Below are 25,823 nucleotides of genomic sequence, written 5' to 3'. Positions count from 1 at the left end.
CGCGCGTGCGCCCGCCCTTCACGCGCGTGCGTCCGGCCACGTCCGCCCGAAGGACTACTCCTTGGCCGCCGGAGCGCCCGGGACGCCCGTGGCCGCCGGAGCACCGGGCACGCCCTTGGGTGCCGGGGCCGGCCGGTCCGACAGGAAGGACGCCCAGCCCGCCTTGGGCGCCTGGCCGACCTGCAGGGTGCGCAGCTTCTCCAGCGTCTTCGGGTCCTGGGCGTCCAGCCAGTCCACGAGCTGCCGGAACGAGACGCAGCGCACCTCCTCCTTGGTGCACACCGTCTCGATGACCTCCTCGACGGCCCTCATGTAGGTGCCGCCGTTCCAGGACTCGAAGTGGTTGCCGATGATCAGGGGCGCGCGGTTGCCGTTGTAGGCCCGTGAGAAGCCCTTGAGCAGGCCGTCGCGCATCTGGTCGCCCCAGAAGTCGTGCATGGCGGGGTTGCCCTGGGTCCTGGTGCCCGACTGGTTGACCATGAAGTTGTAGTCCATGGTCAACTGCTCGAAGGAGTGGCCGGGGAACGGCACGAGCTGCATGGACACGTCCCACAGGCCCTGCTTCTTCTTCGGCCAGACCTGGTCGTTCACGCCGCTGGTGTCATAGCGGAAGCCCAGGTCGCGGGCCGCCCTCATGAAGTTGCGCTGGCCCTCGAGGCACGGCGTGCGGGCGCCGATGAGCTCCTTGTCGTAGTCGAAGGGCAGGGGGGCCGCGCCCGTCAGGCCGGTGTTGGTCTTCCAGGTCTTCACGAACTGCTTGGCCTGGGAGATCTCGTCCTTCCAGTCCTGGACGGACCACTCGCCGACACCTCCGCCGCTGCCGCAGAAGTGGCCGTTGAAGTGGGTGCCGATCTCGTTGCCCTCGAGCCACGCCAGGCGCAGCTGCTTCGCGGTGGCGGCGATGCCGCGGCGGTCGTTGAAGCCGATGTCGGAGCGGCCCGGGGAGTGCTGCGGCGGCCGGTACCGGTCGCTCTTCTCGTCGGGCAGCATGTACACGCCGCTCAGGAAGTACGTCATGGTCGCGTTGTTCTTCTTGGCGACCTTGCGGAAGTGGGAGAACAGCTTCTGGCTGTCCTCGCCCGCGCCGTCCCAGGAGAAGACGACGAACTGCGGGGGCTTCTGGCCGGGCCGCAGGCGTGCCGGCCTGGGCAGGTGCGGCTGGGCGCCGGTGTAGGCGGTGGAGCCGTCTCCGATCAGCCGGACGGCGCTCTTCGGAGCCTGCGCCGGTGTCGCTTTCTGCGGGTCGGGGGCCTCTTGCCGGGGGGTGCCGGTCGCGCAACCGGCGAGCGATGCGGCGCAGACCGCGGCGATCACGGAACTCGCGGCGATCCTGTGGGTGGCGGCCATGTTCCGCCCACCTTCTTCCTTCTCTCGGGTGCGGACAGCGCCGCCAAATTCGCACGAGTTCGAAAAGGAATTAGTACGACAAGCCGATCAAATGGCCACTTCACACTTCAGAGTGATCCATTCACCCATTTGCCCGTAATGTCTATGCTCGGCCTTTACTCTGCATTACGATCCGTTTACCGAGCGTTGATTCATCCCGCCGATTTACGCCGTGACCGCCGCGACCGAGCCCCGCCCCGAGCGGGACCCCCCAGTTACGCGACCGCGCAGCCCCGGAGGAGACGGGAAACCATGTCAGCCTGCGTCCCCACACGCGCCGCCGATCCGAACCGCACCGAACGCACCCATCCGCCCCACAGTCCGCCGCCCACCGGACCCCGCCGATTCAGGATCGCGGGTGCCGATGTGTCGGCCTCGATCGCGGTCTTCCTGATCGCCCTGCCCCTGTCCCTGGGCATCGCCCTCGCCACCGGCGCCCCGCTCCAGGCCGGCCTCGTCGCCGCCGCCGTGGGCGGCCTGGTCGCCGGGCGGCTCGGCGGCTCCCCGCTCCAGGTGAGCGGCCCGGCCGCTGGGCTCACCGTCGTCACCGCCGACCTCATCCAGCGCTACGGCTGGCGGACGACCTGCGCCATCACCGTCCTCGCCGGCGTCGCCCAGCTCGGCCTGGGCTGCCTGCGCGTGGCCCGCGGCGCCCTTGTCGTCAGCCCCGCCATCGTGCACGGCATGCTCGCCGGGATCGGCGTCACCATCGCCGTCGCCCAGCTGCACATCGTGCTCGGCGGCACACCGCAGAGTTCCGTACCGGACAACCTCCGCGCGCTGCCCGCCCAGTTGGCACACATGGGCCCCGCGGCCGTGTCGGTGAGCGTGCTGACCCTGGCGCTGCTGCTGCTCTGGCCGAGACTGCCCGGCCGGGTCGGACACCTGCTGCGCAAGGTCCCGGCCGCGCTCGTAGCCGTCGCCGGAGCCACCGCGGTCGCCGCCCTCGCCGGGCTCCGCCTGCCCAAGGTGGACCTGCCGTCCTGGAGCAACCACGCCTTGGCCGGGCTGCCCGAAGGCCCCGTGCTCGGCCTGGTCGCCGCCGTGCTCACCACGACGCTGGTGTGCAGCGTGCAGTCGCTGCTCGGCGCGGTCGCCGTGGACAAGTTGGTGGCCGGCCGCCCCGGCTTGTCGCCCCGTGTCGGGCGCTCGAATCTCGACCGCGAACTGCTCGGGCAGGGTGCCGCCAACATCGTCTCCGGCTCGCTCGGCGGACTGCCCATCGCCGGCGTCGCCGTGCGGAGTTCGGCGAATGTGCACGCGGGCGCTGTCAGCCGGAACTCCACGATGCTGCACGGCGTTCTCGTAGTGATCGCCGCGCTGCTGATGGTCCCGATCCTGGAGCTCATCCCGCTCGCCTCGCTCGCCGCCCTGGTGATGGCCGTCGGCATCCAGATGGTGTCCCTGAACCACATCCGCACGGTGACCCGCCACCGGGAAGTCTGGGTCTACGCCGTCACCACCCTCGGCGTGGTCTTCCTCGGCGTCCTGGAGGGCGTGGCGCTCGGCATCGCCATGGCCGTCGGCGTCGCGCTGCACCGCCTCACCCGCACCCGCATCACGCACGACGAGAGGGAAGGAGTCCATCACGTCCACGTCAGAGGACAGTTGACGTTCCTCGCGGTGCCACGGCTCAGCCGGGCCCTGCATCTCGTGCCCCACGGCGCCGACACCGTCGTCGAGCTGGACGGGTCGTTCATGGACCACGCGGCGTACGAGACGTTGCAGGACTGGCAGAAGACGCACACCGCGCAGGGCGGCACCGTGGAGATCACCGGCCGGCATCCCGGCACCCGACTCTCCGAGCCCCAGGCCTCCGGCGACTGCCGCTGCCGGCCCTGGACACCCTGGCGCAACCACCAATGCGACGGCCCCCAGTCCGTACCCCCTTCCGAGAAGAACCCGGACGGGTCGGACCGCTCCGAGCCGGACCCGTCGGGCACCGGCGGAGCCAGCGGGCACGAACTGGCGCGTGGCATCAGCGCGTTCCAGCGCAACACCGCACCCCTGGTGCGCACCGAGCTGGCCCGGCTGGCGAGAGAGGGGCAGCGGCCTTCGCAGCTCTTCCTGACCTGCGCCGACTCCCGGCTGGTCACATCGATGATCACCTCCAGTGGTCCGGGCGACCTGTTCGTCGTGCGCAACGTGGGCAACCTCGTCCCGCGACCGGGCGAGGAGAGCGGCGACGACTCGGTGGCGGCGGCGATCGAGTACGCCGTGGACGTGCTCCAGGTGCGGTCCATCACGGTGTGCGGACACTCGGGATGCGGCGCCATGCAGGCCCTGCTCAACTCCGAGCCGGGCGGCGCCCCGACCCCGCTGAAGCGGTGGCTGCGGCACGGGCTGCCGAGCCTGGAGCGCATGGCCGACGACAGCTCGTCCTGGGGCAGGCTGGCCGGACGGTCCCCCGAGGACGCGGTCGAGCAGCTCTGCCTGACGAACGTGGTCCAGCAGTTGGAGCACCTGCGTGCCCACGACTCGGTGGCCCGGGCCCTCGACGAGGGCGCCCTTGAGCTGCAAGGGATGTACTTCCACGTGGGCGAGGCCGAGGCGTACCTGCTCACCGAGACGGAGACCGGCGGCGTCTTCGACCGCGTGCGGGAGCCGGACCTGTCGGCGTGAGACGGCGCCTGGTGCGGTGCGTCTCGCCCGCGTCGGAGTCGCCCGCGCCGGAGGAGGGTGTGCCCCCGATCGACAGCGGGGGCACACCCCCTGGCCCGTCGGACCGCGAGCAGGGTGACCGGCGGCACACGCACTGAACTTTCCCTGGTCGGCGTCCGTGGGTACGGATGACCCCGGTCCCCTACAGCACCGTCCGACAGGTCTAAACCAATCGGCGGTCGGCCCTTGTCATCGCACCCCCGGGTCTGATGAGCTGTGGCCTGGGACACAACGGACACCCTGGGAAAGGCAGATGCCGTGAGCAATGAAAGCCTGGCCAACCTTCTGAAGGAGGAGCGACGCTTTGCGCCCCCCGCCGACCTGGCCGCGAACGCCAACGTCACCGCGGAGGCGTATGAACAGGCCAAGGCTGACAGGCTCGGCTTCTGGGCCGAGCAGGCCCGTCGGCTGACCTGGGCCAAGGAGCCCACCGAGACGCTCGACTGGTCGAACCCGCCGTTCGCCAAGTGGTTCAAGGACGGCGAGCTCAACGTCGCCTACAACTGCGTCGACCGCCATGTGGAGGCCGGGCTCGGCGACCGGGTCGCCATCCACTTCGAGGGCGAGCCGGGCGACAGCCGCGCGATCACCTACGCCGAGCTCAAGGACGAGGTCTCCAAGGCCGCCAACGCCCTGCTGGAGCTGGGAGTCCAGGCCGGTGACCGGGTCGCCGTCTACATGCCGATGATCCCCGAGACGGCGATCGCGATGCTGGCCTGCGCCCGGGTCGGCGCCGCCCACTCGGTCGTCTTCGGCGGCTTCTCCTCGGACGCGCTCGCCACCCGCATCCAGGACGCCGACGCGCGCGTGATCATCACCTCCGACGGCGGCTACCGGCGCGGCAAGCCGTCCGCGCTCAAGCCGGCCGTGGACGAGGCCGTCGAGAAGGCGGGCATCGTCGAACACGTCCTGGTCGTGCGCCGCACGGGCCAGGAGGTCGCCTTCACCGAGGGACGCGACGTGTGGTGGCACGACGTGGTGGGCCGCCAGAGCGCGGAGCACACCCCGCAGGCGTTCGACGCGGAGCACCCGCTGTTCATCCTGTACACCTCGGGCACCACGGGTAAGCCGAAGGGCATCCTGCACACCTCCGGCGGCTACCTCACGCAGACCGCCTACACACACCACGCCGTCTTCGACCTCAAGCCGGAGACCGACGTCTACTGGTGCACCGCCGACGTCGGCTGGGTCACCGGCCACTCGTACATCGTCTACGGGCCGCTGGCGAACGGCGCGACGCAGGTCATGTACGAGGGCACGCCCGACACCCCGCACCAGGGCCGCTTCTGGGAGATCGTGCAGAAGTACGGCGTGACGATCCTCTACACCGCGCCGACCGCGATCCGGACGTTCATGAAGTGGGGCGACGACATCCCCGCCAAGTTCGACCTGTCCAGCCTGCGGGTGCTGGGCTCGGTGGGCGAGCCGATCAACCCCGAGGCGTGGGTCTGGTACCGCAAGAACATCGGCGGCGACCGCACCCCGGTCGTCGACACCTGGTGGCAGACCGAGACCGGCTCGATGATGATCACCCCGCTGCCGGGTGTGACCGCCACCAAGCCCGGCTCCGCGCAGACGCCGCTGCCCGGCATCTCCGCGACGGTCGTCGACGACGAGGCGAACGAGGTGCCGAACGGCGGTGGCGGCTACCTGGTGCTGACCGAGCCGTGGCCGTCGATGCTGCGCACCATCTGGGGCGACGACCAGCGCTTCATCGACACGTACTGGTCGCGATTCGAGGGCAAGTACTTCGCCGGTGACGGTGCCAAGAAGGACGACGACGGCGACATCTGGCTGCTCGGCCGGGTCGACGACGTCATGCTCGTCTCGGGCCACAACATCTCCACCACCGAGGTGGAGTCCGCGCTCGTCTCCCACCCCTCGGTCGCCGAGGCGGCCGTGGTCGGCGCGGCGGACGAGACGACCGGGCAGGCGATCGTCGCGTTCGTGATCCTGCGCGGGACGGCGGCCGAGACCGAGACGCTCGTCGACGAGCTGCGCGCCCACGTCGGCGGCGCCCTCGGCCCGATCGCCAAGCCCAAGCGGGTCCTGCCCGTGGCCGAGCTGCCCAAGACCCGCTCCGGCAAGATCATGCGGCGGCTGCTGCGGGACGTCGCCGAGAACCGTCAGCTGGGTGACGTCACCACGCTGACCGACTCCACGGTCATGGACCTCATCCAGTCCAAGCTCCCCGCCGCGCCCAGCGAGGACTGATCGCGGCACCAGAATGACGAGGCCGGCGGAGGGCACCCGATCACCGGGTGCCCTCCGTCAGTGCGTCCCCGCGGCGAGGGCCGCCGGATGCGCACAGCCGTACGTTTACCTAAACTAAGCAAAGCAAGTGCTCCATGGTGCGCCGGGAAGTCTGGTCGGCATGTGTTCCGTCCTGCCCAGCGACCGGAGGTTCCCCCCGTGACCGCGCCCCGCTCCACCACCCCCCGCAAGGTCCTCGGCCGGCTGTCGCTGCCCGAGCGGACCTACGTGGCGGACGCGCTGCGCACCGAGACCGTCGGCGGGGTGCTGCTGCTCGTCGCCGCGGTGACCGCGCTGCTCTGGGCGAACATCCCCGCGCTTCATGACAGCTACGAGAGCGTCTCCCACTTCCACCTCGGCCCCGCAGCCCTCGGCCTGGACCTGTCCGTCGCGCACTGGGCCGCCGACGGGCTGCTGGCGATCTTCTTCTTCGTCGCCGGGATCGAGCTCAAGCGCGAGCTGGTCGCGGGTGATCTGCGCGACCCGAAGGCCGCCGCGCTGCCGGTCGTCGCCGCCCTGTGCGGCATGGCCGTCCCGGCGCTCGTCTACACCCTCACCACTGTCGTCGGCGGGGGCTCCCTGGACGGCTGGGCCGTGCCGACCGCCACCGACATCGCGTTCGCGCTCGCCGTGCTCGCCGTCATCGGCACCTCCCTGCCGAGCGCGCTGCGGGCCTTCCTCCTCACACTCGCCGTCGTCGACGACCTCTTCGCGATCCTGATCATCGCGGTGTTCTTCACCGCCGACCTGAACTTCGCCGCGCTCGGCGGCGCCGTCGCCGGTCTGGTGCTCTTCTGGCTGCTGCTGCGCAAGGGCGTGCGCGGCTGGTACGTGTACGTGCCGCTGGCCCTCGTCGTCTGGGGGCTGATGTACAACAGCGGCATCCACGCCACCATCGCCGGTGTCGCCATGGGCCTGATGCTGCGCTGCCACCGGCACGAGGGCGAGGGCCACTCCCCCGGCGAGCGCATCGAGCACCTCGTGCGGCCCCTGTCGGCGGGACTGGCGGTGCCGCTGTTCGCGCTGTTCAGCGCGGGCGTCGCGGTGTCCGGCGGGGCACTCGCCGACGTGTTCACCACGCCCGAGACGCTCGGCGTCGTCCTCGGGCTCGTGGTCGGCAAGGCGCTCGGCATCTTCGGCGGCACATGGCTGACGGCCCGCTTCACCCGGGCCTCGCTCAGCGACGACCTCGCCTGGGCCGACGTCTTCGCGGTGGCGAGTCTCGCCGGCATCGGCTTCACCGTGTCGCTGCTCATCGGCGAACTCGCCTTCACCGACGACCAGACGATGACGAACGAGGTGAAGGCCGCCGTCCTGCTGGGCTCGCTCATCGCCGCGACACTCGCGACGGTCCTGCTGAAGATGCGGAACGCCAAGTACCGCCGTCTGTGGGAGGAAGAAGAGCGAGACGAGGACGCCGACGGCATCCCGGACATCTACGAGGAGGACGACCCGGCGTACCACCTGCGGCTCGCCGCGCTCTACGAGCGCAAGGCCGCGGAACACCGGAGGATCGCCCAGGAGAAGGCAGCCGCGCGCCACGGGCTTGCCGAAGTACCGGGCGGGGCAGGCGAGGACCACCACCGTCCGGCATGATCTGACGAGACGGTACAAAAGACGGGACCGTACGCAGTCATGCCGTGCGCAGTCGGACGACTGTGGCGGTCACGAACAAGACGCGTAATTCGGACCGTACGCAGAAGAGGGAGACCGCGATGAGCGCACCCGACGGCAGCCCGGTCGGCGCCGAACGCAGCATCGGCCAGCTGTTCGCCTCGGCGACGGCGGAAATGTCGGCGCTGGTGCACGACGAGATCGCGCTGGCGAAGGCGCAGCTCAAGCAGGACGTGAAGCGCGGCGCCACGAGCGGCGGCGCCTTCTCGGCGGCCGGCGCGGTGCTGATCTTCTCGCTGCCGATGCTGAACTTCGCGCTGGCGTACGGCATCCGTACCTGGAGCGACTGGAACCTCGCGGTCTGCTTCCTGCTGTCGTTCGCGGCGAACGTGCTGGTCGCGGGCGTCCTCGCGCTGGTCGGCGTGACCTTCGCGAAGAAGGCCAAGAAGAGCAAGGGCCCGCAGAAGGTCGCCGCGTCGATGAAGGAGACCGCGGTCGTGCTGCAGAAGGCCAAGCCGCACCCGCGGCCGGAGCTCCCGCAGGACCGGGTCCCCGAGGCCATCGAGGCTGTGGCACGCTCGTCGTCATGACAGACCCCGCCAATCCCCCCGCACAACCGGCCTCGGCTGTCCTCCTCGACGTTCCCGGCGGGCGCGAGGTGAGCCATCGCGACGTCGCCGCCAACGGCGCCCGCTTCCACATCGCCGAGCTGGGGGACGGGCCGCTGGTCCTGCTGCTGCACGGCTTCCCGCAGTTCTGGTGGACCTGGCGGCACCAGCTGGTGGCGCTCGCCGACGCCGGCTTCCGGGCCGTCGCCATGGACCTGCGGGGCGTCGGCGGCAGCGACCGCACACCGCGCGGCTACGACCCCGCCAACCTCGCGCTCGACGTCACCGGCGTCATCCGCTCCCTCGGCGAGCCCGACGCCGCGCTGGTCGGCCACGACCTCGGCGGATACCTCGCGTGGACGGCCGCCACGATGCGCCCCAAGCTGGTGCGGCGGCTGGCGGTCTCGTCCATGCCGCACCCGCGGCGCTGGCGCTCGGCCATGCTGAGGGACGTCAAGCAGAGCCGCGCCGGTTCACACATCTGGGGATTCCAGCGGCCCTGGATCCCGGAGCGGCAGCTCACCGCCGACGACGGGGCCCTCGTCGCGGAGCTGATCCAGGAGTGGTCCGGGCCGCGCCCGCCCGAGGACGAGGCGCTGGACGCGTACCGCCGCGCCATGTGCATCCCCTCCGCGGCGCACTGCGCAGTCGAGCCGTACCGCTGGATGGTGCGCTCCCTGGCCCGCCCGGACGGCATCCAGTTCAACCGGCGGATGAAGCGGCCCGTGCGCGTGCCGACCCTGCATCTGCACGGCTCGCTCGACCCCGTGATGCGCACGCGGAGCGCGGCCGGGTCCGGCGAGTACGTCGAAGCCCCCTACCGCTGGCGCCTGTTCGACGGACTCGGCCACTTCCCGCACGAGGAGGACCCGGTCGCGTTCTCCTCGGAACTCATCAACTGGCTGCGGGATCCCGAACCCGACCGGTGACCGGCCGGCCCCACCCGGTCACCGGCACGTGAACGCTTGTCTGACGAACGGCCAATTGCCCGGCGCATAGGCCAATTGGACGCTCCCGGAGCGGTTATCGACCATGGGGCGGGGGCACACGTCGGGGTATGGGCTGGACGCACGACTACAGTGACGCAACCCGCAATCGCCGCTCGGCGGGCGGTGCGAACCCCCACCGGCGAAGCGGCGCACCGCAGATGGCGACCGCGGACCCCCGGGTCGGGATTCCGCGTATCCTCCGCCGCCGGGCCCGCTGGGTCACCGTACGACTGCGCCACACTCGCGACTGAGGCATCACTCGCGCGAGTGACACCGCGCCACCTGCCGCTGAAAGGCCGCTCCTAGAGCCTCCAGGCCCTACAGGGCGCAGCTGTCGCTGCCCACCTGCTGGGTGGCGGTACGGCCCTTGGTGATGTCCTCCCGGATCTCGTCCACGGTCAGCGCGTATCCCGTCTCGGCGTCGTCGAGCGACTTGGCGAAGACGACGCCGTAGACCTTGCCGTCCGGGGTGAGCAGCGGGCCGCCGGAGTTGCCCTGACGGACGGTCGCGAAGAGGGAGTAGACGTCGCGGCGGACCGTGCCGCGGTGGTAGATGTCCGGGCCGTTGGCGGTGATGCGGCCGCGCACGCGGGCGGCCCGCACGTCGTACGCCCCGTTCTCCGGGAAGCCCGCGACGATCGCGCCGTCGCCACTGCTCGCGTCCTTCTCGGTGAACCGCAGCACGGGCGCCTTGAGATCGGGCACGTCGAGGACGGCGATGTCGCGCCGCCAGTCGTACAGCACGACCTTGGCGTCGTACTTCCTGCCCTCGCCGCCTATCTGCACGGTCGGCTCGTCGACTCCGCCCACCACGTGCGCGTTGGTCATCACGCGGCGGTCGGAGAAGACGAAGCCGGTGCCCTCCAGGACCTTGCCGCAGCTTGGGGCCGTGCCCATGACCTTGACGATGGAGCGCTGGGCGCGGTTCGCCACGGGGCTGTTCGCCAGCGCCGGGTCGGGCGGCTGGACGTCGGTGATCGGCTCGTTCGAGAAGGGGCTGAAGACCTGCGGGAAGCCGTTCTGCGCGAGGACGGAGGAGAAGTCCGCGAACCAGGTGGCGGCCTGGTCCGGCAGGGCCTGCGAGACGCCCAGCAGCACCTTGGAGTTGCGGACCTCCTTGCCGAGCGTCGGCAGTGTGGTGCCCGCGAGGGCCGAGCCGATCAGCCAGGCGACCAGGAGCATCGCCACGACGTTGACCAGGGCGCCGCCGGTGGCGTCGAGGGCCCGGGCCGGGGACCAGGTGATGTGCCGGCGCAGCTTGTTGCCGAGGTGGGTGGTGAGGGCCTGGCCGACGGAGGCGCAGACGATGACGACGACGACCGCGACGACGGCGGCGGTCGTGCTCACCTCCGCGTTGTCCGTCAGCGCGTCCCAGATGACGGGCAGCACGTAGACCGCGACGAGGCCACCGCCCAGGAAGCCGATCACCGACAGGATGCCGACGACGAACCCCTGGCGGTACCCCACGACCGCGAACCACACAGCGGCGACCAGCAACAAGATGTCCAGCACGTTCACGGAGGCCACCCTGTCATGCGCGCCAGTCGAGCGGGACCTGCTTCTCCCGGTCCCAGGGCCGCTCCCAACCCGCGAAGTGCAGCAGCCGGTCGATGATTCCGGCCGTGAAACCCCAGACAAGGGCCGATTCGACCAGAAATGCCGGACCTCGGTGGCCGCTGGGGTGGACGGTGGTCGCTCGGTTGGCGGGATCCGTGAGATCCACCACGGGGACGGTGAAGACCCGGGCGGTCTCGTTCGGATCGACGACGCCGACCGGGCTCGGCTCGCGCCACCAGCCCAGCACGGGTGTGACGACGAAGCCGCTGACCGGGATGTAGAGCCGGGGCAGGACGCCGAAGAGCTGGACGCCGGAGGGGTCCAGGCCGGTCTCCTCCTCCGCCTCGCGCAGGGCGGCCCGCAGCGGACCGTCGCCGTAAGGGTCGCCGTCCTCCGGGTCGAGGGCGCCGCCCGGGAAGGAGGGCTGGCCGGCGTGCGAGCGCAGGGAGGTCGCACGCTCCATGAGCAGCAGCTCCGGGCCGTGCACCCCTTCGCCGAACAGGACCAGCACGGCGGACTGCCGCCCCGCCCCGTCCTCCGGGGGCAGGAACCGGCTCAGCTGCCTCGGCCGGACGGTCTCCACGGCGTGCACCACCGGGTCCAGCCAGCCGGGCAGCCCGTCCTTGCTCAGCGCCACCGGGCCGCCCTGTGTGTCGCTCGCACGCGTCATCGCCACCCCCGTCGTCCTGCCGCATCCAACGCACGACGGGTCCGAGATCGTTCCGCGAACGCCCGGGATCCCCTGAACGGGCGGCGCGTGGGGTTCTTCGGATGGCGCGTGGGGTTCTTCTGATGGCGCGTGGGGCTCTTCCCGTCGCACGCCGGGCCGCTCGGGCGGCGCGTCGGATGCTGCGGGCAGCTCATCCGGCCCCCAGCGGCGGCGCCGGTTTGCCGCCCGCGTCCAGGTAGGCCTGTGGGGGCTTCAGACGCTGCCCGGGGAAGCCGCCCTTCTCGTACTTGAGGAGCTTCTTCGCCTTCTCCGGGTCGGTCTCGCCCTGGCCGTAGGCCGGGCAGAGCGGGGCGATCGGGCAGGCGCCGCACGCGGGCTTGCGGGCGTGGCAGATGCGGCGGCCGTGCCAGATGACGTGGTGCGACAGATCCGTCCAGTCGCTCTTCGGGAAGAGCGCGCCGATGGCGGCCTCGATCTTGTCCGGGTCGGTCTCGCCGGTCCATCGCCAGCGGCGCACCAGGCGCTGGAAGTGCGTGTCGACGGTGATGCCGGGGCGGCCGAAGGCGTTGCCGAGCACGACGAACGCGGTTTTGCGGCCGACGCCGGGCAACTTGACCAGGTCCTCCAGCCGGCCGGGCACCTCGCCCCCGAAGTCCTCCACCAAGGCCTTCGAAAGCCCTATGACCGACTTCGTCTTGGCCCGGAAGAAGCCGCACGGGCGGAGGATCTCCTCCACCTCCTCGGGGTTGGCGGCGGCCAGGTCCTCCGGGGTCGGGTACTTGGCGAAGAGGGAGGGTGTCGTCTGATTGACGCGCAGGTCGGTCGTCTGGGCGGACAGGACCGTGGCGACGACCAGTTGGAAGGGATTCTCGAAGTCCAGCTCGGGGTGGGCGTACGGGAACACCTCGGCGAGCTCGCGGTTGATCCGGCGGGCCCGGCGGACCAGTGCGGTGGGCGACTCGTCGCCCGGCGGGTGGACGACGGCCTTGGCGGGTGCGGTGCCCTTGAGACGGGCGGTGGCCTTCTTGGGCGCGACCGCGACCTTCTTGGCGGCGGGCGCCTTCTTCAGGGCGGCACCCTTCGAGGCCTTCTTGGCGGCAGAGGTCTTGGAAGCGGCCTTCGTGGCGGACGCGGCCTTCTTCGCGACCGTCTCCTTTTCAGACGCGGCGCCCTTCACGGAGGCCGTCTTCTTCACGGAGGCCGTCTTCTTCACGGAGGCCGTCTTCTTCGCAGACGCGGCGCCCTTCACGGAGGCCGTCTTCTTCGCAGACGCGGCGCCCTTCGCGGACGCCGGCTTCTTCACGGAAGCCGCCTTCTTCACCGGTTCCGTCTTGTTCTCTTTCGTCGTTTTCCTACCGCCATCGGGGCTCTGTTCGCCCACAGCGGAATCGCGACGTACAACCACCCGCGCAGCCCCCTCGGCCTGTGCTCTCACCGGCGATTTGGACACCCGGCCAGCCTAAGGCCCGGCACCGACATCCGCCCCGGCCCCTGAAGATCGGCGCCCAATTGGACCCCTGCCGCGTACCCCGGGACACGTGTGCGGCATCCTTGTGACAGATCACACTGTTTGGACCGCCCGACAAAATGGGCACCACGGTCCCTCGGTACACGGGGGAGCAAGATCCCCTGAGCAGGTCGAATAGGAGAGAACTCGTGGACGACGTTCTGCGGCGCAATCCGCTCTTCGCGGCGCTCGATGACGAGCAGGCCGCGGAGCTCCGCGCCTCCATGAGTGAGGTGACCCTCGCCCGCGGTGACTCGCTGTTCCATGAGGGCGACCCCGGTGACCGCCTGTACGTGGTCACGGAGGGCAAGGTGAAGCTCCACCGCACGTCCCCCGACGGTCGCGAGAACATGCTGGCCGTGGTCGGCCCCGGCGAGCTCATCGGTGAGCTCTCGCTGTTCGACCCGGGCCCGCGCACCGCGACCGCCACGGCACTGACCGAGGTCAAGCTGCTCGGCCTCGGCCACGGCGACCTCCAGCCCTGGCTGAACGCCCGCCCGGAGGTGGCCACGGCGCTCCTGCGCGCCGTCGCGCGCCGGTTGCGCAAGACCAACGACGCGATGTCCGACCTCGTCTTCTCGGACGTCCCGGGCCGCGTCGCCCGCGCCCTGCTCGACCTGTCGCGCCGGTTCGGCGTGCAGTCCGAGGAGGGCATCCACGTCGTGCACGACCTCACGCAGGAGGAGCTGGCCCAACTCGTGGGCGCGTCCCGCGAGACGGTCAACAAGGCCCTCGCGGACTTCGCCCAGCGCGGCTGGCTGCGCCTGGAGGCCCGCGCGGTGATCCTCCTGGACGTGGAGCGCCTCGCGAAGCGCTCGCGCTGACGCGCACACCCTCCCGTACGTCATCGGGCCCCGTCTCCTCACGAGACGGGGCCCGACGTCGTATCCGCGCACGGTCAGATGAGCCCGTGCTCCTCCAGGTAGTCCAGCTGGGCCCGTACCGACAGTTCCGCCGCAGGCCACAGGGAGCGGTCCACGTCGGCGTAGACGTGGGCGACGACCTGCGCAGGGGTGCGGTAGCCGTCCTCGACGGCCGTCTCGACCTGGGCGAGGCGGGTGGCGCGGTGGGCGAGGTAGTACTCGACGACGCCCTGGGCGTCGTCCAGGACCGGGCCGTGGCCCGGCAGGACGGTGTGGACGCCGTCGTCGACCGTGAGCGAGCGCAAGCGGCGCAGGGAGTCCAGGTAGTCGCCGAGGCGGCCGTCGGGGTGGGCCACGACCGTCGTGCCGCGACCGAGGATCGTGTCGCCGGTGAGGACCGCCCGGTCGGCCGGGAGGTGGAAGGAGAGGGAGTCGGCGGTGTGGCCGGGGGTCGGCACGACGCGCAGTTCCAGCCCGCCGGTCGTGATCACGTCTCCGGCGGTCAGGCCCTCTTCGCCCAGCCGCAGTGCCGGGTCGAGGGCACGCACGCGGGTGCCGGACAGCTCGGCGAAACGGGCGGCGCCCTCCGCGTGGTCGGGGTGGCCGTGCGTCAGCAGGGTCAGAGCGACGCGTCGGCCTGCCTGTTCGGCCGTGGCGAGAACCCGGCGCAGGTGCTCGTCGTCCAGCGGCCCCGGGTCGATCACCACGGCCAGGTCCGAGTCGGGCTCGGCGACGATCCAGGTGTTCGTGCCGTCCAGGGTCATCGCCGACGCGTTGGGGGCCAGGACGTTGACGGCCCGCGCGGTGGCGGGCCCCGAGAGGACCCCGCCGCGGGGCTGGCCGGGAAGGGCGCTTGCGTCCGTCATGCGGTGGCTCCACCGGTCGGGATGTGCTTGGTGAACTCGTCGTGGCCCGGCCAGGAGAGCACGAGCTCGCCGTCGACCAGGCGGGCGGTGGCCAGGACGGGGGTGAGGTCGCGCCCCGGGGCGGCGTCGAGCGCCCCGGCGGCCGTCTCGTACGCCGTCAGCTGGCGCAGGGTCGCGATCGTCGGCGGCATCATCAGCAGCTCACCCTTGTCGTACCCGGCCGCCGCCTCGCGCGGGGTGATCCACACCGTGCGGTCGGCCTCCGTGGAGGCGTTGCGGGTGCGCTGCCCCTCGGGGAGCGCGGCCACGAAGAACCAGGTGTCGTAGCGGCGGGCCTCGAACTCCGGGGTGATCCAGCGGGTCCAGGCGCCCAGCAGGTCGGAGCGCAGGACCAGGCCGCGCCGGTCCAGGAACTCCGCGAAGGACAGGTCCCGGGCGACCAGGGCGGCCCGGTCGGTCTCCCAGTCGGCTCCCGTGGTGTCACCCACGACCGAGTCGGCCGCCGGTCCGGCGAGCAGCACGCCCGCCTCCTCGTACGTCTCGCGCACGGCCGCGCAGACGATCGCCTGGGCCGCCGTCTCGTCGACGCCGAGCCGATCGGCCCACCACGCGCGCGTGGGGCCCGCCCAGCGGACGTGGTGGTCGTCGTCGCGCGGATCGACGCCGCCGCCCGGATACGCGTACGCGCCTCCGGCGAAGGCCATGGAGGCGCGTCTGCGCAGCATGTGGACGGCGGGGCCGCTGCCCGTGTCCTTCAGGAGCATGACGGTGGCCGCGCGCTTCGGGGTCACCGGGGTGAGGGTGCCGGCCGCGAGCGCGCGGATGCGGTCCGGCCACTCCGGGGGGTACCACTGACCGTTCGCCATGGGCGCGAGGCTATCCCGTGACGGGCGGATGTTCGAGTGGCCCCGGGGACGGAATCCGCAGCTGGGGCCATCGAAGAGGGCGGGGTACGGGGTGCGCGGCGGGGTGCTACGCGAGCTCCACCTGGATCTCGACCTCGACCGGGGCGTCCAGCGGAAGCACCGCGACGCCCACGGCGCTGCGCGCGTGCACGCCCTTGTCGCCGAGGACCTCGCCGAGCAGCTCGCTCGCGCCGTTCAGCACCGCGGGCTGGCCCGTGAAGTCGGAGGCCGAGGCGACGAAGCCGACGACCTTCACCACGCGCGCGATGCGGTCCAGGTCACCGGCGACGGACTTCACGGCGGCCAGGGCGTTCAGCGCACACGTGCGTGCCAGCTCCTTGGCCTCCTCCGGGGTGACCTCCGCGCCGACCTTGCCGGTGACCGGAAGCTTGCCGTCCACCATCGGGAGCTGCCCGGCGGTGTAGACGTACGCTCCGGACTGCACGGCCGGCTGGTACGCGGCGAGCGGCGGGACCACCGCGGGCAGGCTCAGGCCGAGCTCGGCCAGCTTCGCCTCGACGGCGCCCACTACTGCTTCTCCCGCTTCAGGTAGGCCACGAGCTGCTCGGGGTTGTTCGGCCCGGGCACGACCTGGACGAGCTCCCAGCCGTCCTCGCCCCAGGTGTCCAGAATCTGCTTCGTGGCGTGGACGAGCAGCGGCACAGTCGAGTATTCCCACTTGGTCATGCGGCCGACTCTAGCCCCTGGCGGGCGGGGGCCACGCGGCCCACCACCGCACCGGTTATCCACAGCCTCCCGCGTAGCGCGGGCACGGACTGGTTAGGCTCGAATACGTGAGCAGGCTCCAGGTCGTCAGCGGCAAGGGCGGTACCGGCAAGACCACGGTGGCCGCGGCCCTAGCGCTGGCCCTGGCCACGGAGGGGAAGCGGACGCTTCTCGTCGAGGTCGAGGGCCGTCAGGGCATCGCGCAGCACTTCGAAACGGAGGCGCTGCCTTATGAGGAACGGAAGATCGCAGTAGCACCCGGGGGCGGGGAGGTGTACGCCCTCGCCATCGACCCCGAACTGGCCCTTCTGGACTACCTCCAGATGTTCTACAAGCTGGGCAGCGCCGGACGGGCCCTGAAGAAGCTCGGCGCGATCGACTTCGCCACCACCATCGCGCCCGGCCTCAGAGACGTCCTCCTGACCGGCAAGGCGTGCGAGGCGGTGCGCCGCAAGGAGCGCAGCGGGCGGTTCGCGTACGACTACGTCGTCATGGACGCCCCGCCGACCGGGCGGATCACCCGCTTCCTGAACGTGAACGACGAGGTCGCGGGCCTCGCCAAGATCGGCCCGATACACAATCAGGCGCAGGCCGTGATGCGGGTGCTGAAGTCGCCGGAGACGGCCGTGCACCTGGTGACGCTGCTGGAGGAGATGCCCGTCCAGGAGACCGTGGACGGCATCGCCGAGCTGCGTTCGGCGCGGCTGCCGGTGGGGCGGATCATCGTGAACATGGTCCGGCCGGAGGTGTTGGACGAGACGGACCTGGAACTCGTACGGACGGTCCCGCGTTCCACTGTCGCGCGGTCCCTGTCGTCCGCGGGGCTCGGCGGGGCGCGGCGCGGCGGGCACGCCGAGCGGCTGGTGGACCCGCTGCTCACGCAGGCCGAGGAGTACGCCGAGCGGTACACGCTGGAGCACGAGCAGCGGGCGGTCCTGACCGAACTGGGCCTGCCGCTGCACGAACTGCCGCTGTTCGCCGAGGGCATGGACCTCGCGGGGCTGTACGAGCTGGCCCGCGAGCTGCGCGAGCAGGGCGTGTCATGAGCCGGAGCGGACAGGGCACGCGAGCAGCACGCGTCGCGAGCCGGAACGGACAGGGGACCCGAGCAGCACGCGTCGCGAGCCGGAACGGACAGGGGACCCGAGCAGCACGCGTCGCGAGCCGGAACGGACAGGGCACGCGAGCAGCACGCGTCGCGAGCCAGGACGGACACGACACGCGCGCAGCGCGCGTCACGAGCCGCGACAGACAGGCAAGGCCCGTCATGAGTCGGAAGCAGGGGATGTCATGAGTCGCTCGGACCCGGCCCACACCCACGACCCGGCCCGCCCGCACCTCGCCCCCGCGCGCCTGCTCGACATCGATCCGCTGCTGGAGGACCCGAAGACCCGGATCGTGGTCTGCTGCGGCTCGGGCGGGGTCGGCAAGACCACCACCGCGGCGGCCCTGGGCCTGCGCGCGGCCGAGCGGGGCCGCAAGGTGGTCGTCCTGACCATCGACCCGGCCCGCCGGCTGGCCCAGTCCATGGGCATCGACTCCCTCGACAACACCCCGCGCCGGGTGAAGGGCATCGACGACTCCGCCGGCGGCGAGCTGCACGCGATGATGCTCGACATGAAGCGCACCTTCGACGAGATCGTCGAGGCGCACGCGGACGGCGAGCGGGCGGCCGCCATCCTGGGCAACCCCTTCTACCAGTCGCTCTCGGCGGGCTTCGCGGGCACGCAGGAGTACATGGCGATGGAGAAGCTCGGGCAGCTGCGCGCCCGTGACGAGTGGGACCTGATCGTCGTCGACACCCCGCCCTCCCGTTCGGCGCTGGACTTCCTGGACGCGCCCAAGCGGCTCGGGTCGTTCCTGGACGGCCGGCTGATCCGGCTGCTGACGGCCCCGGCGAAGCTGGGCGGCCGAGCCGGGATGAAGTTCCTGAACGTCGGGATGTCGATGATGACCGGCACCCTCGGCAAGCTGCTCGGCGGTCAGCTCCTCAAGGACGTCCAGACGTTCGTGTCCGCGATGGACACCACCTTCGGCGGCTTCCGCACGCGCGCTGACGCGACGTACAAGCTGCTCCAGGCGCCGGGCACGGCGTTCCTCGTGGTGGCGGCCCCGGAGCGGGACGCGCTGCGCGAGGCCGCGTACTTCGTGGAGCGGCTGGCCGCGGAGGACATGCCGCTCGCCGGGTTGGTGCTCAACCGGGTGCACGGCAGCGGGGCCGACCGGCTGTCGGCCGAGCGGGCGCTCGCCGCCGCGGAAAATCTTGAAGAGCCCCGCATTGTGGATCAGGAGGGCGGGAAAGCAAGACTTCGTAACTCCCCCGACGCACCCGACAGTTCAGACTCTCCCACGTCCGGAACACCAGCTGAGGCCCCGGCAGCGGCTCCCGAGGGTGGCTCCCCCACCGAAGACGCCGAGCATGCCGAGGGCACTGAGCACACCGCGGACGCTGCGAACACCGAGGACCCCGAGCGGTCCGTCGACCAGCTCACCGCAGGCCTGCTGAGGCTGCACGCCGATCGCATGCAGTTGCTCTCCCGTGAGCAGCGCACGCGTGACCGCTTCACCGCGCTCCACCCCGAGGTGGCCGTGACGGAAGTGGCCGCACTGCCCGGCGACGTGCACGACCTCGCGGGACTGCGCGACATCGGCGACCGCCTCGCGGCTGACGAACGCGAGCTGCCCGACCCTGCCGACCAGCCGGAGCCGCCTGAGGCGAGTGCCTGAGGCGCGTGCCCGGAGGGCAACCCGGCGAGGGCGTAGGGCTCGTGACGAGGGGCGACGAACCCGCAAGTGATGGCGAAGGGCTAGAGCCGCAGGTGATGGCGAAGGGCCCGGACAGGGCCCTCGAACCTGGACCTGGACCTGGGAGGCTCCCCGGAGGGAGGGCTCCTCAGCTCACCGCTCAGCTCACCGCCGCGTAGTTCTCGTAGATCTCGTCGTCGTCGAGGGGCAGCACACCGCACCCCCGCTCGTACTCCGTGCGCGCCGTCTCCAGCAGCCGGCGCCAGGAGGTCACCGTGGGACGCCTGCGCAGCAGTGCGCGGCGCTCCCGCTCCGTCATGCCTCCCCACACACCGAACTCGACGCGGTTGTCGAGCGCGTCGGCCAGGCACTCCGTGCGCACCGGGCATCCGGTGCACACCGCCTTGGCCCTGTTCTGCGCTGCTCCTTGAACGAACAGTTCATCCGGATCGGTAGTGCGGCAGGCCGCCTGCGCACTCCAGTCGACTACCCAGCCCATACCGGCGCCGTCCTCTCCCGAATCGAGGCTCCCCCACGGCGGCAGCGGCATATTCACCGCCGCCAGTTGAGGACGTTACGGAAGGTGGGCACAGCGCAACACCCCCTTCGGGCCCAATCTTGAATGGCCCGAACGGACTATGGGTAAGCGGCAGATCACCCGGGGGAGTGAGCTGGCGACATACGTAACCTTCCCGGCAAACCGGGACAGTTCAGTTGCGTCACATGGGACGCCGTATGACACACAAGGCGGATTCGGACACGTCCCCATCAAAAAAGTCGGGGAACACCCAGAACGATTCGGGGTCGTCGGACGTATTGATACGTGACCTCACTGCTGTGACAGTTGAGAGCAGCTTAGGCCAAGGCCTATACGCCTGTCCGGCGAATGAGAACGTAGGCTGCCCTCATGCCAAAGAAGCGCTCGGGCGGTGGTCTGTCTCCCACGCAGCAGGCCGCCAAGTTCCTCGGTGTCAGTGTCCTCGCGGGAGCCGTGCTGGCCGGCATCGCGCTGCCCGCGGTGGGCGCGCTGGGACTGGCGGCCAAGGGATCGGTCGAGAGCTTCGACGAGCTCCCGGCCAACATGAAGACCCCGCCGCTGAGTCAGCGCACCACGATCCTCGACGCCGACGGCGGCCAGATCGCCACGGTCTACTCGCGCGACCGCACGGTGGTCCCCCTCAAGGACATCTCGCCGTACCTGCAGAAGGCGATCGTCGCGATCGAGGACTCGCGCTTCTACCAGCACGGCGCGGTCGACCTGAAGGGCGTCCTGCGCGCCCTCAACAAGAACGCGCAGACCGGCGGAGTCTCCGAGGGCGCCTCCACACTGACGCAGCAGTACGTGAAGAACGTCTTCATCGAGGAGGCGGGCGACGACCCGACCAAGGTCGCGCAGGCCACCCAGCAGACCATCGGCCGCAAGATCCGCGAGCTCAAGTACGCGATCCAGGTCGAGGAGGAGCTGGGCAAGAAGAAGATCCTCGAGAACTACCTGAACATCACGTTCTTCGGTCAGCAGGCCTACGGCGTCGAGGCCGCCGCCCAGCGCTACTTCTCCAAGTCCGCCAAGGACCTCAGCGTGGAGCAGGCGGCCCTGCTCGCCGGCATCGTCCAGTCGCCCAGCCGGTACGACCCGGTCAACGACGAGGCGGAGGCCACCAAGCGCCGCAACACCGTGCTGCAGCGCATGGCGGCCGTCGGCGACATCTCCCGGGCGCAGGCCGCCGACGCGATGAAGGCGCCGCTCGGCCTGAAGGTCAGCAAGCCCAAGAACGGCTGCATCACGGCGGTCAAGGGCGCGGGCTTCTTCTGTGACTACGTGCGCGAGGTCTTCCTGACCGACCCGGTCTTCGGCAAGACCAAGGAGCGGCGCGCGAAGGTCTGGAACCAGGGCGGCCTCACCATCCGCACGACGATGGACCCGCAGTCCCAGAACGCGGCGCAGCGCTCCATCAAGGACCACGTCTACAAGAGCGACGAGGTGGCCACCGCCGCCTCCATCGTCCAGCCCGGCACCGGCAAGATCCTCGCCATGGGCCAGTCGCGTCCGTACGGCTTCAAGAAGAACGAGACGCAGATCAACCTCTCCGTCGACCAGTCGATGGGCGGCGGCATGGGCTACCAGCCCGGTTCGACGTTCAAGCCGATCGTGGCCGCCGCGGCCCTCGAGGACGGCATGCCGGCGAACAAGACGTACCCGTCCCCGTACCAGATGGCGTACCCGAGCCCGGTCTCGGCCTGTGACGGCAAGCGGTGGGTGAACGACCCCAACAGCCCGGCCAAGCTCCAGAACGAGAACTCCTCCGAGGTCGGCCCGTACGACATGCGGGAGGCGACCGCCAAGTCGGTCAACACCTACTACGTGCAGATGATCAGCGACATCGGCATCTGCCCGGTGACGACGATGGCCAAGAAGATGGGCGTCGTGCGGGCCGACGGCGACAAGATGCCGCAGGTGCCCTCCATCGCCCTCGGCACCCAGGAGATGTCCCCGCTGACCATGGCGAACGCGTACGCGACCTTCGCCTCGCGCGGCATGCACTGCACGCCGATCGCCATCGAGTCGGTGAACCGGCGGGTCGGTGACAAGACCACGTCGCTGGAGGTCCCGAAGTCGACCTGCTCGCGCGCGATGTCGGAGAACACCGCCGACACGATCAACGCGCTGCTGAAGGGCGTCGTCGAGGACGGTACGGGCACGAAGGCGGGCCTCGGCAGCCGTCCCAGCGCCGGCAAGACCGGTACGACGGACGAGCGCTACGCGGCCTGGTTCGTGGGCTACACGCCGAACATGGCCGGTGCGGTCTGGGTCGGCGACCCGGCGCACAAGCGGAAGATGTCCGGCATCACCATCGGCGGCCGGTCGTACGGCAAGGTCTTCGGTGGCGAGGTCCCCGGTCCGATCTGGCGCGACATGATGTCCGGCGCGCTGGAGGGCAAGCCCGTCGAGAACTTCAACTCCGTCCACATCCCCGACAGCAAGCCCCGGGACCGTGGTGACGGCGACGGGGACGGCGGCCGTGACGACGGGGGCGACGGCGACGGCGACGGCGGCAACGACGGCTTCATCGGCGGCCTGGTCGGCGGCAACAACGGCGGCGGCGGCGACGAGCCCACGCCCTCGTTCTCCATCCCGGAGGGCTTCATCCGCGGCCAGGGCAACGGCGGGAACGGCAACGGCGGCCGGTTCGGCTGAGCCGGCGGCGTGACCTCACGCGACGAAGATGGCCCCCTCTCACCCGCGTGGGTGGGAGGGGGCCGTCTTCATTCGACCGAGAGGTCGGCCCGCGCCTGGCTGAAAGATCACCTGACTGAAAGATCACCTGGGTGAAAGATCAGCCGACGTCCGACCGAGATGTGCTGGAGGATCAGCCGGCCAGCAGCTTCTTCACCGCGGCGGCGACGCGGCCGCCCTCGGCCTGCCCGGCCACCTTCGGGTTCACGATCTTCATGACCGCGCCCATGGCCCGCGGCCCCTCCGCACCGGCCGCCTTCGCCTCCTCGACGGCCTGGGCGACGATCTCCTGGAGCTGCTCGTCCGACAGCTGCTGCGGCAGGTAGGTGGCGAGGACCTCGCCCTCCGCCTTCTCCCGCTCGGCCTGCTCGGCACGACCACCCTGCGCGAAGGCGTCGGCCGCCTCACGCCGCTTCTTCGCCTCCCGGGTGATCACCTTCTGCACCTCGTCGTCGGAGAGCTCGCGCTTCTCCTTGCCCGCGACCTCCTCCTTGGTGATCGCGGCGAGCGTCAGCCGGAGCGTCGAGGAGCGCAGCTCGTCGCGCTCCTTGATCGCAACGTTGAGGTCTTCCTGCAGCTTCGACTTGAGCGTGGTCATGGGGTCGATTGTCGCAGGTGCGGGAGGAGCGGCGCCCCTCGATTTGTGGGGCGGTCGTCTAATGCCCGGTGCCGTCAGGGGATTTCGGGCACGGCTCCGGGACGGGCAACGGCCCGGGTCTGACACGATGGTCGTATGCGCGCGCGATATGGAGTACCCCTGGGAATCGCGGCGGCTGGCGCCGCCGGACTGCTGTACTCGGCGGGCTTCGAGGCCCGCTCCTTCCGCCTGCGCCGGGTCACCGTCCCGGTCCTGCCCCCGGGAATGCGTCCCCTGCGCGTGCTCCAGGTCTCCGACATCCACATGGTCGGCGGCCAGCGCAAGAAGCAGCGCTGGCTGCGGTCCCTGGCGGGCCTGCGCCCCGACTTCGTGATCAACACGGGCGACAACCTCTCCGACCCGGAGGGCGTCCCGGAGGTCCTGGACGCGCTCGGCCCCCTGATGGACTTCCCGGGCGCGTACGTCTTCGGCTCCAACGACTACTACGGCCCCAAGCTGCGCAACCCCGCCCGCTACCTGCTCGAGAAGGCCCAGGGCCGCCACGGGCTCAACGGCAACGCGCCGGCCGAGGGCGTGGTGCACAACCCGTGGGAGGACCTGCGGGACGGCTTCGACGCGGCGGGCTGGCTCAACCTGACCAACACACGCGGCGAGCTCAAGCTCGAGGGCGGCTCGGTCGAGCTCACGGGCCTGGACGACCCGCACATCAAGCGGGACCGCTACGCGCAGGTGGCGGGCGGTCCGTCCGAGGCGGCAGACTTCTCGATGGGCGTCGTACACGCCCCGTACCTGCGCACCCTGGACGCGTTCACGGCCGACGCCTACCCCCTGATCCTGGCCGGCCACACCCACGGCGGCCAGCTGTGCATCCCCTTCTACGGCGCCCTGGTCACCAACTGCGACCTGGACACGGAACGGGTGAAGGGCCTGTCCACGCACACGGCGGAGGGCCATACGTCGTACCTCCACGTGTCGGCGGGCTGCGGCACGAACCGCTACACACCGGTGCGGTTCGCGTGCCCGCCGGAGGCGACGTTGCTGACGTTGGTGGGGCGCGAGGTCCCGGGAAGGTAACGCGAGGGGGCCGACCCGGGTGGACGGCCCCGGCTGGGCCGGGCGGACTGACACAGGTGGGCGGCCCGGGCAGGCTGGACCCGGACGGACCGGGCCGGGGGACCGGCCCGGGCGAAACCCACCCGGGCAGACCGGGCCGGGGGGACCGACGCAGGCGGGCGGCCCGGGTGGACATGCCCAGGTGGACCTGCCCGGGTGGACCTGCTCAGGTGGACCGGCCCAGGCGGGCGGCCCGGGTGGACATGCCCAGGTGGACCTGCCCAGGTGGACCTGCCCAGGTGGGTAACCCGCACAGCCCCGCCCACATCGCCCCCTATGTCCGTTTCTGTCAGCGTGGGGGCATGACCGCCCCGATACCCCGGGACATCCCGGACCTCCCAGCGATACCGTCCCCGCCGGCACTGAAGCCCGCCCCCGTGCCGGCCACGGCCGTCGTCACCCCGGTCCGCCGCCCCGCGGCCGCGGCCTTCCGCCTGCTCATCGCCCTCGCGGCGGTCGCGGGTGTCACGCTCGAACTGCTCCTCGGCGACCCGTCCCGGGTCCTGAGCTCCTTCGCGATCCAGAGCAACATGCTGCTGGCGCTGGTCATGGCACTCTCGGCCCGCCGCGCATGGACGGCGAGCCGGCCCCTGCCGGGTGCCGTACTGGGCGCGACGCTGCTCTACGTCGTCATCGCGGCCCTGGTGCACCACCTGCTCCTGGCGAACGCGGCGAGCCCGTTCTCCCTCACGGGCGAGGCCGCCACCCCGACGGGCCGGCAGGCCCTCTCCCACGCGGTGCTGAACACGGTGACCCCGATCGCGGCAGCACTGGACTGGCTCCTGCTCACGTCCCCCGGCCGCATGCACCTCCGCCAGGCCAGCACCTGGCTCCTCTACCCCATGGCCTACCTGGCCTTCTGCCTCACCCGGGGCGAGCTGCTCCTCCCGGGCACCCCCGACCGCTACCTCTACCCCTTCCTGGACGTCGGCCAGGACGGCTTCAAGCGCGTTCTCGGCAACGCCCTCCTCCTGGGCCTCTCCTTCTACGCCCTGGCCGTGCTCCTCGTGGGCCTCGACCACGCCCGCCCGAACCCCATCCGCCAACGCGGCAAAACCGGATTTCGTCTCTAGCCACCGGTGGGCTAAAGTAAACGTCGTCGCCGCGACAGCAGCGACATCGGGGTGTAGCGCAGCTTGGCAGCGCGCTTCGTTCGGGACGAAGAGGTCGTGGGTTCAAATCCCGCCACCCCGACAGTGAAGTATCAGGTCAGAGGGCTCTCACCAAGTCGGTGGGAGTCCTCTGACGTTGTTGCGTGTCTAACTGCGTGACTACGGCGAGGAACCGATGAGATGCCGTCACCACTGCGGCACCCTCAGGTAGCCACGAAGCCGGCCATGCCTCTCGGACGCACGCCTACTCCCAGAGCCGAACTGCGTAGTAGACCGCTTGCATGGTGCGCGCCGCTATGGTGCAGACATCACGCAGCTTCCTGATCTTTCGGGGGAGGCGGAACGTCTTGATCTTCTTCTCCGACAAGGGGTCACACCTCTCGATCCGAGTGATTGACCCGACTGGAGAGCAGAG

The 25,823-nt window shown here is 70.7% G+C and carries 22 protein-coding genes and 1 tRNA gene; 13 read left to right on the top strand and 10 right to left on the bottom strand.

Annotated features, from left to right (window positions below):
• Positions 1-54: 54 nt before the first annotated feature.
• A complete protein-coding gene (locus IE153_RS33580) occupies positions 55-1,347 on the bottom strand; it encodes a polysaccharide deacetylase family protein (protein WP_189593504.1) in 1,293 nt (430 codons plus the stop codon).
• Between the two features lie 291 nt (positions 1,348-1,638).
• Here IE153_RS33580 and IE153_RS33575 point away from each other — a divergent pair, with 291 nt between their 5' ends.
• The 6 genes from IE153_RS33575 (at position 1,639) to IE153_RS42050 (ending at position 9,762) form a co-directional block, all read left to right on the top strand.
• The gene (locus IE153_RS33575; RefSeq protein WP_189593503.1) at positions 1,639-4,008 is read left to right on the top strand and encodes a bifunctional SulP family inorganic anion transporter/carbonic anhydrase; all 2,370 of its coding nucleotides are present in this window, start codon (positions 1,639-1,641) and stop codon (positions 4,006-4,008) included.
• A 297-nt stretch (positions 4,009-4,305) separates the two neighbouring features.
• Positions 4,306-6,261, top strand: a complete 1,956-nt coding sequence (gene acs, locus IE153_RS33570; protein WP_189593502.1) for an acetate--CoA ligase — start codon at positions 4,306-4,308, stop codon at positions 6,259-6,261.
• Positions 6,262-6,459: 198 nt separating this feature from the next.
• Entirely contained in the window at positions 6,460-7,896 is a 1,437-nt protein-coding gene (nhaA, locus tag IE153_RS33565) for a Na+/H+ antiporter NhaA (RefSeq protein ID WP_189593501.1), read from the top strand.
• 119 nt (positions 7,897-8,015) lie between these two features.
• Positions 8,016-8,504, top strand: coding sequence for a phage holin family protein (locus IE153_RS33560; RefSeq protein WP_184909494.1), 489 nt, complete (start codon positions 8,016-8,018; stop codon positions 8,502-8,504).
• Entirely contained in the window at positions 8,501-9,451 is a 951-nt protein-coding gene (locus IE153_RS33555; RefSeq protein ID WP_189593500.1) for an alpha/beta fold hydrolase, read from the top strand. The genes IE153_RS33560 and IE153_RS33555 overlap by 4 nt, the downstream gene beginning before the upstream one ends.
• Positions 9,452-9,579: 128 nt before the next feature.
• Positions 9,580-9,762, top strand: a complete 183-nt coding sequence (locus IE153_RS42050) for a hypothetical protein (protein WP_229829297.1) — start codon at positions 9,580-9,582, stop codon at positions 9,760-9,762.
• A gap of 67 nt (positions 9,763-9,829) precedes the next feature.
• Here the strand turns inward: IE153_RS42050 and IE153_RS33550 are convergent, their stop codons facing one another.
• The 3 genes from IE153_RS33550 to nth form a co-directional block, all read right to left on the bottom strand.
• Positions 9,830-11,029 (bottom strand): MarP family serine protease, encoded by a 1,200-nt coding sequence (locus tag IE153_RS33550; RefSeq protein ID WP_189593499.1) that lies wholly within the window; start codon positions 11,027-11,029, stop codon positions 9,830-9,832.
• Positions 11,030-11,042: 13 nt separating this feature from the next.
• Positions 11,043-11,738 (bottom strand): NUDIX hydrolase, encoded by a 696-nt coding sequence (locus IE153_RS33545; protein ID WP_189593498.1) that lies wholly within the window; start codon positions 11,736-11,738, stop codon positions 11,043-11,045.
• 190 nt (positions 11,739-11,928) lie between these two features.
• A complete protein-coding gene (nth, locus tag IE153_RS33540) occupies positions 11,929-12,987 on the bottom strand; it encodes an endonuclease III (RefSeq protein WP_189593590.1) in 1,059 nt (352 codons plus the stop codon).
• Positions 12,988-13,394: 407 nt separating this feature from the next.
• Here nth and IE153_RS33535 point away from each other — a divergent pair, with 407 nt between their 5' ends.
• Complete coding sequence (locus IE153_RS33535) at positions 13,395-14,069, top strand: Crp/Fnr family transcriptional regulator (protein WP_010031945.1); 675 nt, start codon at positions 13,395-13,397, stop codon at positions 14,067-14,069.
• A 74-nt stretch (positions 14,070-14,143) separates the two neighbouring features.
• On the opposite strand, the gene IE153_RS33530 is transcribed toward IE153_RS33535, so the two are convergent.
• The 4 genes from IE153_RS33530 to sp36 all read right to left on the bottom strand — a co-directional run bounded on the left by IE153_RS33530 (position 14,144) and on the right by sp36 (position 16,566).
• Positions 14,144-14,974 carry an MBL fold metallo-hydrolase gene (locus IE153_RS33530; protein ID WP_189593497.1) on the bottom strand — a complete coding sequence of 277 codons (831 nt, stop codon included), beginning with the start codon at positions 14,972-14,974 and terminating at the stop codon, positions 14,144-14,146.
• Positions 14,971-15,840, bottom strand: a complete 870-nt coding sequence (locus IE153_RS33525) for an NUDIX hydrolase (RefSeq protein ID WP_189593496.1) — start codon at positions 15,838-15,840, stop codon at positions 14,971-14,973. Before IE153_RS33525 ends, IE153_RS33530 begins: the two co-directional genes overlap by 4 nt.
• A gap of 106 nt (positions 15,841-15,946) precedes the next feature.
• Positions 15,947-16,408 carry a RidA family protein gene (locus tag IE153_RS33520; protein WP_189593495.1) on the bottom strand — a complete coding sequence of 154 codons (462 nt, stop codon included), beginning with the start codon at positions 16,406-16,408 and terminating at the stop codon, positions 15,947-15,949.
• Positions 16,408-16,566: a Sp36 family protein gene (gene sp36 / locus IE153_RS33515; RefSeq protein ID WP_097218487.1), complete on the bottom strand. Its 159-nt coding sequence runs from the start codon at positions 16,564-16,566 to the stop codon at positions 16,408-16,410. The genes IE153_RS33520 and sp36 overlap by 1 nt, the downstream gene beginning before the upstream one ends.
• Positions 16,567-16,673: 107 nt before the next feature.
• Between sp36 and bagA the strand changes: the two genes are divergently transcribed.
• Together bagA and bagB are read left to right on the top strand one after the other, a co-directional pair.
• On the top strand, positions 16,674-17,651 hold the full coding sequence (gene bagA, locus IE153_RS33510; protein ID WP_189593494.1) for an ATPase BagA: 978 nt from the start codon (positions 16,674-16,676) through the stop codon (positions 17,649-17,651).
• 244 nt (positions 17,652-17,895) lie between these two features.
• The gene (gene bagB / locus IE153_RS33505) at positions 17,896-19,332 is read left to right on the top strand and encodes an ATPase BagB (protein ID WP_189593493.1); all 1,437 of its coding nucleotides are present in this window, start codon (positions 17,896-17,898) and stop codon (positions 19,330-19,332) included.
• Between the two features lie 178 nt (positions 19,333-19,510).
• Here the strand turns inward: bagB and wblA are convergent, their stop codons facing one another.
• Positions 19,511-19,849, bottom strand: coding sequence for a transcriptional regulator WblA (wblA, locus tag IE153_RS33500; protein ID WP_030846174.1), 339 nt, complete (start codon positions 19,847-19,849; stop codon positions 19,511-19,513).
• Between the two features lie 408 nt (positions 19,850-20,257).
• Here wblA and IE153_RS33495 point away from each other — a divergent pair, with 408 nt between their 5' ends.
• Positions 20,258-22,546 (top strand): transglycosylase domain-containing protein, encoded by a 2,289-nt coding sequence (locus tag IE153_RS33495; RefSeq protein WP_189593492.1) that lies wholly within the window; start codon positions 20,258-20,260, stop codon positions 22,544-22,546.
• 172 nt (positions 22,547-22,718) lie between these two features.
• Here the strand turns inward: IE153_RS33495 and IE153_RS33490 are convergent, their stop codons facing one another.
• Complete coding sequence (locus tag IE153_RS33490) at positions 22,719-23,183, bottom strand: GatB/YqeY domain-containing protein (RefSeq protein ID WP_031105819.1); 465 nt, start codon at positions 23,181-23,183, stop codon at positions 22,719-22,721.
• Between the two features lie 135 nt (positions 23,184-23,318).
• Here IE153_RS33490 and IE153_RS33485 point away from each other — a divergent pair, with 135 nt between their 5' ends.
• The 3 genes from IE153_RS33485 (at position 23,319) to IE153_RS33475 (ending at position 25,490) form a co-directional block, all read left to right on the top strand.
• The gene (locus IE153_RS33485) at positions 23,319-24,257 is read left to right on the top strand and encodes a metallophosphoesterase (RefSeq protein ID WP_189593491.1); all 939 of its coding nucleotides are present in this window, start codon (positions 23,319-23,321) and stop codon (positions 24,255-24,257) included.
• Between the two features lie 341 nt (positions 24,258-24,598).
• On the top strand, positions 24,599-25,369 hold the full coding sequence (locus IE153_RS33480) for a Pr6Pr family membrane protein (RefSeq protein WP_189593490.1): 771 nt from the start codon (positions 24,599-24,601) through the stop codon (positions 25,367-25,369).
• Positions 25,370-25,416: 47 nt separating this feature from the next.
• A tRNA-Pro gene (locus IE153_RS33475) sits at positions 25,417-25,490 on the top strand.
• Positions 25,491-25,823 lie beyond the last annotated feature (333 nt).

This window comes from Streptomyces massasporeus, from assembly GCF_014648995.1.
In the GTDB taxonomy this organism is placed as follows: Bacteria; Actinomycetota; Actinomycetes; order Streptomycetales; family Streptomycetaceae; genus Streptomyces; species Streptomyces massasporeus.
Note: the sequence above shows the minus strand (reverse complement) of the source record. Positions and strands in the feature narration are given on the sequence as shown.